This window comes from Acinetobacter sp. YH01007, from assembly GCF_013420425.1.
In the GTDB taxonomy this organism is placed as follows: domain Bacteria; phylum Pseudomonadota; class Gammaproteobacteria; order Pseudomonadales; family Moraxellaceae; genus Acinetobacter; species Acinetobacter towneri.
The window spans coordinates 117,692-125,252 of the sequence record NZ_VOYC01000008.1 but is presented as its reverse complement, the minus strand read 5'-3'; the positions used below and the strand labels follow the sequence as shown (position 1 = coordinate 125,252).

The 7,561-nt window shown below is 52.3% G+C and carries 3 protein-coding genes and 2 pseudogenes; 4 read left to right on the top strand and 1 reads right to left on the bottom strand.

Annotation, left to right across the window (positions count from 1 at the left end):
• Nucleotides 1–15 precede the first annotated feature (15 nt).
• On the top strand, nt 16–6,066 hold the full coding sequence (locus FTT74_RS06415; RefSeq protein ID WP_373686086.1) for an Ig-like domain-containing protein: 6,051 nt from the start codon (nt 16–18) through the stop codon (nt 6,064–6,066).
• A 104-nt stretch (nt 6,067–6,170) separates the two neighbouring features.
• On the opposite strand, the pseudogene FTT74_RS06410 reads toward FTT74_RS06415, so the two are convergent.
• Nucleotides 6,171–6,632 (bottom strand): annotated as a pseudogene (locus tag FTT74_RS06410) (IS982 family transposase); the annotation flags it as partial.
• On the opposite strand from FTT74_RS06410, the pseudogene FTT74_RS06405 reads away from it, so the two are divergent.
• From FTT74_RS06405 to tnpB, 3 genes and pseudogenes are all read left to right on the top strand, one after another.
• Nucleotides 6,633–6,845: pseudogene (locus tag FTT74_RS06405) on the top strand (IS5/IS1182 family transposase); the annotation flags it as partial.
• A gap of 26 nt (nt 6,846–6,871) precedes the next feature.
• Nucleotides 6,872–7,210, top strand: coding sequence for an IS66 family insertion sequence element accessory protein TnpB (locus tag FTT74_RS13885; protein WP_373683479.1), 339 nt, complete (start codon nt 6,872–6,874; stop codon nt 7,208–7,210).
• On the top strand, nt 7,207–7,542 hold the full coding sequence (tnpB, locus tag FTT74_RS06395) for an IS66 family insertion sequence element accessory protein TnpB (RefSeq protein ID WP_000618091.1): 336 nt from the start codon (nt 7,207–7,209) through the stop codon (nt 7,540–7,542). Before FTT74_RS13885 ends, tnpB begins: the two co-directional genes overlap by 4 nt.
• Nucleotides 7,543–7,561 lie beyond the last annotated feature (19 nt).

The following is a 7,561-nucleotide window of genomic DNA, read 5'->3' as shown; positions in this document are numbered from 1 at the left end:
TCAGCAGATGATTTCATCACCAACAAGGGTGACTACACTGTTTCGGGTATCGAAGAAGGTGCGACCGTTGAATACAGCACTGATGGCACGAACTGGAGCACCACAGCCCCGGTTGCAGCTGAAGGTGAGAACAGCATCAGCGTACGTCAAACTGACAAAGCTGGGAATGTTTCGGATCCGACAGAAATTAAATTTACGGTTGATACCGTTGCACCGACGATTGCGATCACAGGTCCTCTGGCTGTTGACGACGTAATCAATGCGACTGAAAAAGGACAGCCATTAACCATCAGTGGTACGACCACAGGCGTGGAAGACGGCCAGCAGGTGACGGTGACCGTGGACGGCGAGACCTACACCGCGACGGTGACGGACAACGCCTGGAGCGTGACGGTACCGGCGGAAGCTGTGGGCGAACTGCCTACAACAGGTTCTGTGTCTGTGACTGCTGACGTGAGCGATAAGGCTGGCAACCCTGCAACGCAGGCAAGCAAACCGATCAGCGTGGACATCGCCGCACCGACGATTGCGATCACAGGTCCTCTGGCTGGTGACGACGTAATCAATGCGACTGAATCCCAGCAAGACTTGACCATCAGTGGTACGACCACAGGCGTGGAAAACGGCCAGGTTATCAAGGTTCAGATCGGTGGCAAGTCTTATACATTCGAAATAGTCGAGACGAGCGGGAACTGGATTGTAACAGTGCCTGTCGAAGATGTGGCTTTGCTCACAGGTTCTCCGCAGATCACTGCAAGCGTGACCGACAGCGCAGGTAATTATGCACAGGATTTGCACACGATTACCGTGGACAAAACGCCTCCCACAGTGACGATCACGGTGGATCCAAACGTGCTAAATGGTGTTAGTGAGAGTAATTCTGGCGAGTTGACCATTAAGTTTACCGAAGTGCCGCATGATGATGCAGGCAATGCACTATCGGCAGCGGAGGTTTTGGCTTTGCTAGGTAATCCAGCCAATCTCAAGCTGGGTACGCTGAGCACGAGCGATGGCGGACTCACCTGGACGGGTACGGTCACCGCAGCGACAAACACCGAAACGATGGTGCCGCTGACGATTGCCGCTGGGAGTTACTACGATCAGGCTGGTAACGCAGGTAACGTTGGCAATCGCAACGTCAATATTGACACTATCGCACCAACGATCGGCATCACTGGCCCGTTGGCGGGTGACGACGTGATCAATGCGGCTGAATCCCAGCAAGACTTGACCATCAGGGGCACCACCACTGGCGTAGAGAATAGCCAGTCGGTAACAGTTACCCTCAATGGCAAGACCTATACGGCTGTGGTGACGGATAATGCCTGGACGCTGGATGTGCCACGGGCGCATGTAACGCTGTTACCGCAAGGTGCGCTGACCGTAACTGCGGATGTGTCCGATACGGCGGGCAACCCTGCTGTCCAGGCAACGCGTCCGATTTCTGTGGATACAGTCTTACCGACGATCACAATCACCCACGTTGCGGATGGCAATGACATCGTGGATTGGAATGAGAAGATGGTAGATGGATTCATCATTAATGGCACGGTGTCGGGCGTGGATGTGGGCACCAACGTCACGGTGACCTTCAAGTATGCCAATGGTGATCCAATTCTCGGTGCCGACAATAACCCGATCAGCGTCACCGGCACAGTCGATGCGAGTGGTAATTGGTCGGCGGAGGTCACCAAGGAACAAGCCGCACTGTTGAAGGACGGCACGGCCACAGCCACCGTCAGCGATGCCGCAGGCAATAGCGCGAGCGATGATCAGGCCTACACGGTTGCCGCGCCGCCGGCACCAGTGATCACTGGTTACTACGATAACATCGAGTATGTGCAGGGGAGCGCCAGTGCGCAGGCTGCGCTTGACGGCACCACTACGGTCTCGGGCAGCGTGTTGGACCGCTATGGCGAAGCGCTCACTGGCTTCAATACGCCGACCACGCTGGCCGGTACCTACGGCACCTTCACCTTCAACACCGCCACCGGCGAATGGAGCTACGTGCTCAATACAGGCTTGGCTGGTGCACTTGCCGCAAGCAACGCACCGTTGAATGATCAGCTCACCCTCACTGACAGTGATGGCAAGCAGTATCAGGTGCAGGTGTCGATCCACGACATGTTCCCGCCGACTGTAACCACCGTAACTGCTACCACTGTGGCGTTGAAGGAAGAAAACAAGATTAATAGCTCCGAGGTAGAAGGCCAACTGGAAGGTACTGCATCGGATGGTAGTAGTGTGGTCACAAACGTGACTGCTAACGGCCAGCCCGTCACCATCGGTCAGACTTTGGAACTGGCTGATAAGGGCGCGATCACCGTGTACGGCGATGGCCGCTACACCTTTGAACCCTACGACCACGGCGCCTCGATCACGCTGGACTACACCGTCGATGGCAGCACACCACAGACGACCACCATCGTCGACAACTCGGTGGTCTACAGCAACGACGTCATGGGCCGCATTACTGGCGCGGTGGACGCGCCCGATGGCCAGGTCACCCTGCGCCTGTACGCTAACAAGCAAAGCACCGACGACAGCGCGCCGGGCCCACAGGGCTACCCTAACGGTGCCGACGTGGTGGTCACGGTCAGCGACGGCCAATGGACAATCAGCCCCGATCAACTGCGTGAAGTGCTGCAGACCATCTGGTGGGCCGATCAACTGCGTGGCGATGACGAAATCTATCTGCAGGTCAAGCTAGTTGATACCGTTACTGGACACGTCAGCAAGGTGTCTGAAAAGTACACCTTCGTGGCTGATACTTATGCTCCGCAGGCGACCCATGTTGATTATGTTGCACCGGAAAGCACTGGATTTGGTCATGTCACCGCACTCGTGTCTGGTGACCTGTCTAACGCCAAGCAAACTCATGCCGATATTGGTGACAAGGTCGAGGTGTACTACGACGGTGTGTTCTATGGCGAGGGTACGGTTGGTAGTCTGGCTCCTGGTTACGGGCAATATTTGCAGATCAATGTAGCGCTTAATCAGGCCTTGTCTGATGACTACAATGCTGATCTGCTTAAGGTTCATGTCACCGACAAGGCGGGCAATACTGGTACCAGTGACAGTGGAACCGTGACTCTGGCACCAGAGAGCCTGCCAACACCGATAGTGGTTGCCTATGTAGATGCTGTTGCTGGTTCTAATGGCGCGGGCGGAAGTGGTGACACTGGGGATATCGGACACAATGGACTGACCAACGATAGGCAGGGTAGCATTAGTGGTACGATTGATCTAGGTGCGACTGGCGGCGACAAGGTGGACGAAGTTTGGGTAACGGTGCGTGGCCTTGGCCCGATCCGTATCGAAGTACCAGACGGAGAGATTGGAGTTTGGACTTGGACTATCACTTCGGAACAGCTTGCCCTGCTCACTACCACTGGCACCCTTGGTGATGGTTTGGTCGAAGTAGTGGCACGTGCCTACAATGCAGATTCCAATTCGACAGGTCCGGCATCTGTGCCGTTTGAGTTCACCGTAGACGGTACCCCGCCGACGGTGAGTGTCAGTGTAGACGATGTGAACCTGACTGGCGCGGAGACCGTCATGGTCACCTTCACCTTCAATGAAGCGCCGCAGGGCTTTGTCGTGGGCGACATCACCACAACCGGTGGCACGGTCTCGAACCTGCAGCAGGTCAGCCCGCTGGTCTGGACGGCCACGTTCGCCCCGACAGCGGGTTACGAAGGTGCTGCCTCGGTGACGCTTGCGGCGGGCAGTTACGCCGATGCAGCGGGCAATGCCGGCTTGGCAGGCAACGTGGTCGGCATGACCGTGGATACCCGCGCGCCTGTCAACACGGTACCTGTGGCGCAGACAGTCAATGAAGACACGACGTTGAGCCTGTCGACGGTTCAGGTGGCTGACACCAACCTCGCCAGCGTGCAGCTCAGCGTGGGCAATGGTGTCATGAAAGTGACGTTGCAAACTGGGGCTTCCATTAGTGCTGGTAGCAACGGTAGCGGTACCCTGACCTTGGTCGGCAGCGAGGCGGCGATCAACGCGACCTTGCAGACCTTGACCTACCAAGGTAATACTCACTGGAGTGGTATCGATACCCTGGCGGTGGTTTCCAAGGATAACTTTGGGCAGACAGCTAATAACACCACGACGATCAACGTCACGCCGGTGGCCGACGCGCCCACGTTGACCTTAACGTCGCCGACGGTCGAGTCGCCAGTGGACAATGGACTCATACGGACCACTTATACGGGTTTGAATATTGGTGGCACTGGTGGCAATGGTGTGTCTGCAACAGACTTGCTGGTCGGTTTTGCTGCTGCCTCCAGTGGCACCAGCACCACAGTTACCAATGCCAATGTCAACATCTCCAACGGATTGACTGCTAACGCAGGTGTCAAGATGTCCGGCCTGATCTATCTGGAAGCAGGCAAGTCATATACCTTTGGTGGCACTGCCGATGACAGCGCTGCCATCGTGGTCGGTGGTATCACTGTGGCTTCGGGGCGTTGGGGCATTAGTAGTACCAGTCCTGATGGCTCTAGTGGATCCGGTAAGTTTCAAGGCACGTTTACGCCCTCTGCCAGTGGTTACTACACATTGGATATCTATGTGCATAACCAATCTGGGCCTGGTGGCTATAGCATCTTGTTTAAAGAAGGGTTGAACCCAGCCGCCGTGCTGTCGACGACGTCTGCGCAACTGTTTACAAATGTGGCAGCGATTGAGGCGGCAGGGGGTGAACTGGGCAGTCTGAGCAACGGTACCGGTGGCTACGGCTATTACAAGGCCTATGGTGCCAATGAAGGCGAGGCTGGTACTGCCATCAAGATTTCCAGCATTGCTGCAGGTCTGGTGGATACCGATGGCTCCGAAACTTTGGCGGTGTGGGTCAAGAACATCCCAGTGGGTGCGAAGCTCAGCGATGGCAGCAACAGCTTCACCGCCACAAGTGGCAACACGCAAGTGGATGTTCAGAGCTGGAACAAGGCTACGCTGACTTACACCCCGCCGATCAATGCTAGCACTGGTGCGGTAACGTTGCAGGTGGAGGCCATCACCACCGAAGTGGGTAATCCCTCCAGCACCGCCAGCACCACTGGCAGCCTAGTGGTGCAGGTGCATGCGGTCGAGCCTGTCGTGTTGGGTGCGTTCAGCGGTGGCGTGCTGGGCAATACCTCGGCGTGGACTGTTACAGAGGGAACGGTGGCGATTAATAGTGTGGCGATTAATAGTGATGGGCGACTGGTGATTGATGATTCAAGCAACAATGGTGGAAATAATGCCATAGCCACCAGCGCTGCTTTTACTGTCAATCATGCTGGCAGTACTCTGACGTTCAACCAGTGGACGAGCGAGGCACGGAACGGTGATTCGGTCAGTTATCGGTTGCAAAAGCAGAACGTCAATGGCACTTGGAGCAATGTGACGGGGGGCGATGGTACGCACAATTTCACGAACGACACCAATCTGAGCAACCAGTCCATTACTCGGACAATCGATGAGGCAGGCACCTACCGGCTGGTGTTCACGGTTGCGGACAATTCATTGCGGGGCAATCTTACCTTGCAGGTCGACAATATCACCCTGACCCCACCTCAGAACATCGCTGGCAGGGGTGCATCTGCCGAAAGCTTCGTTGCCGATTCGTTCGGTGAAGATCTGCTGATGAGTGGTCTCGAGAATGACAGCTTAAACGGCGGTGCAGGAAGTGACATCCTCAATGGTGGTTCAGGCAACGATACCTTGATTGGTGGTTCTGGTTCAGACACAGCGATTTATGCGGTCTTAAATGCTGCCGATGCGACAGGTGGTAATGGTACAGACACATGGGTCGATTACGAAGCCAATGACAAAATTGAGTTTGGTGCTGGGTTCTTCGGAGGTCTACTTTCAGTAGATCAATCGGATATTGCTAACTACATCAAAGTTGAAGATGATGGTAATGGCGATGCCGTATTGAAAATTGACCGTGATGGTGTTGCTAATAGAACGAGTGGTACAACTCATGATTGGGCTGATTTGTTAATTATTGAAGGTAAGACCGCATTGGAATTACAGGATTTAATTAATAACCAAATCATTATTGGTTAATCTGAGTCTTTAAAGAAAGCGACATATCAAATATGTCGCTTTCTTGTCTTTTTCATTGTTAAAAATTATTTCAAACTTATATTTTTAAATTAGATACGCCAATCTCAACTTTTAATTATGGTTTCAAGCTGTATAGGAGGATTCCCTAATTTCATATTTAGAATAACTGAAAGAGTATGTGAAAGAATCTTACGAACAATTCGATGTGTTAAATGCCACAGATCTTTTGCCCTTACTTTTTGAATGTTGAATCGGTCAGTCAACTGACCGATAACAGTTTCAATTTGCCTTCGAGCATTCATCAATATTCTGATTGATTCTTTTGGTCTTAGATCAACCATATTTCGTCTATAAGGTGTTTGTAAGTCTAAATATTGATGCCTAAAATATTGTTTTAATTCAGGTCTTATATATCCCTTATCCGCTCCCAATAAACCATAAATGTTTTGTGTAATTTCAGGTGCAACATCTCTTTCATCACAATTTGCTGGAGCAAAAGTATAGTTCGTAATCATCCCTGATAAATTAATCACGATATGCCCTTTAAACCCATAATATTTTTCCTGTCAGTTAAACGTTTAGGCAGGACATTATGGAAAAAATGGTCAGGCTATCATCGCCGCAGTTTGGTGGAAACCAAGATGCATTGCATCAAATTATTAGGCGATAAATTAATGGCAAGAAGCTTTCCTAGTCAGGTGAATGAAATTCATGCACGTGTAGCAGTCCTCAACAGATTTACGGAATTAGGTCGACCACTTACCCAAGTTACGCCTTAAATTTGGCTCAATTAGGGGCGCTTTGCATTTCAAATCTTTGTGCAACAAAGCCACTCAGTATTGTCAATGCCTGCAAAAATCCTAATACCTCGATCGCTTCGGTCGCACTGCAACGTAGTATTAATGCCAACCTTGTCAGTCGTTGGATCAGGATCTTCAGCCATCATGATGGTGCCGTGCAGGATCCTACTCATGTGAATCCAGCATTTATTGCTTTGCCTTACACTGCTGCAATCAGCCAACCTATTGATGAGAGGATCACGTTGTGTATCACCGTGCCTCATACGAATAATGATATTCAGCTAAAATGGCAGACATCAGAAATACCTGCCTTGGCAGAATTACTCAAGGCACTGGCAACATGATCCGCATTGATGAAATCTGGTTGTCTACTCAGCCCATGGACATGCGTGCAGGTATGGATACGACCATGGCTCAGGTGGTGAGAGCCTTTGGCTACATCAAACCGCATTGTGCTTACCTGTTCTGTAATAAACGTGGCCATCGCATGAAAGTACTGGTACATGATGGACTGGGCATCTGGCTGTGTGCCAGGCGGCTGGAACAGGGCAAATTTCACTGGGCTCAAGTTCACCAAGGTGAAACCGTGGCCCTCAGCCCGGAACAGTTACAGGCACTGATCCAAGGTTTGCCCTGGCAGCGCATTGGACGACAGCAGGTGGTGACGATGCTTTAAACCAGGCTGTTCCATTCTG

What these genes read in the sequence shown, in the direction of transcription:
- tnpB (WP_000618091.1), top strand. Translation starts at nt 7,207, where the DNA reads ATGATCCGCATTGATGAAATCTGGTTGTCTACTCAGCCCATGGACATG.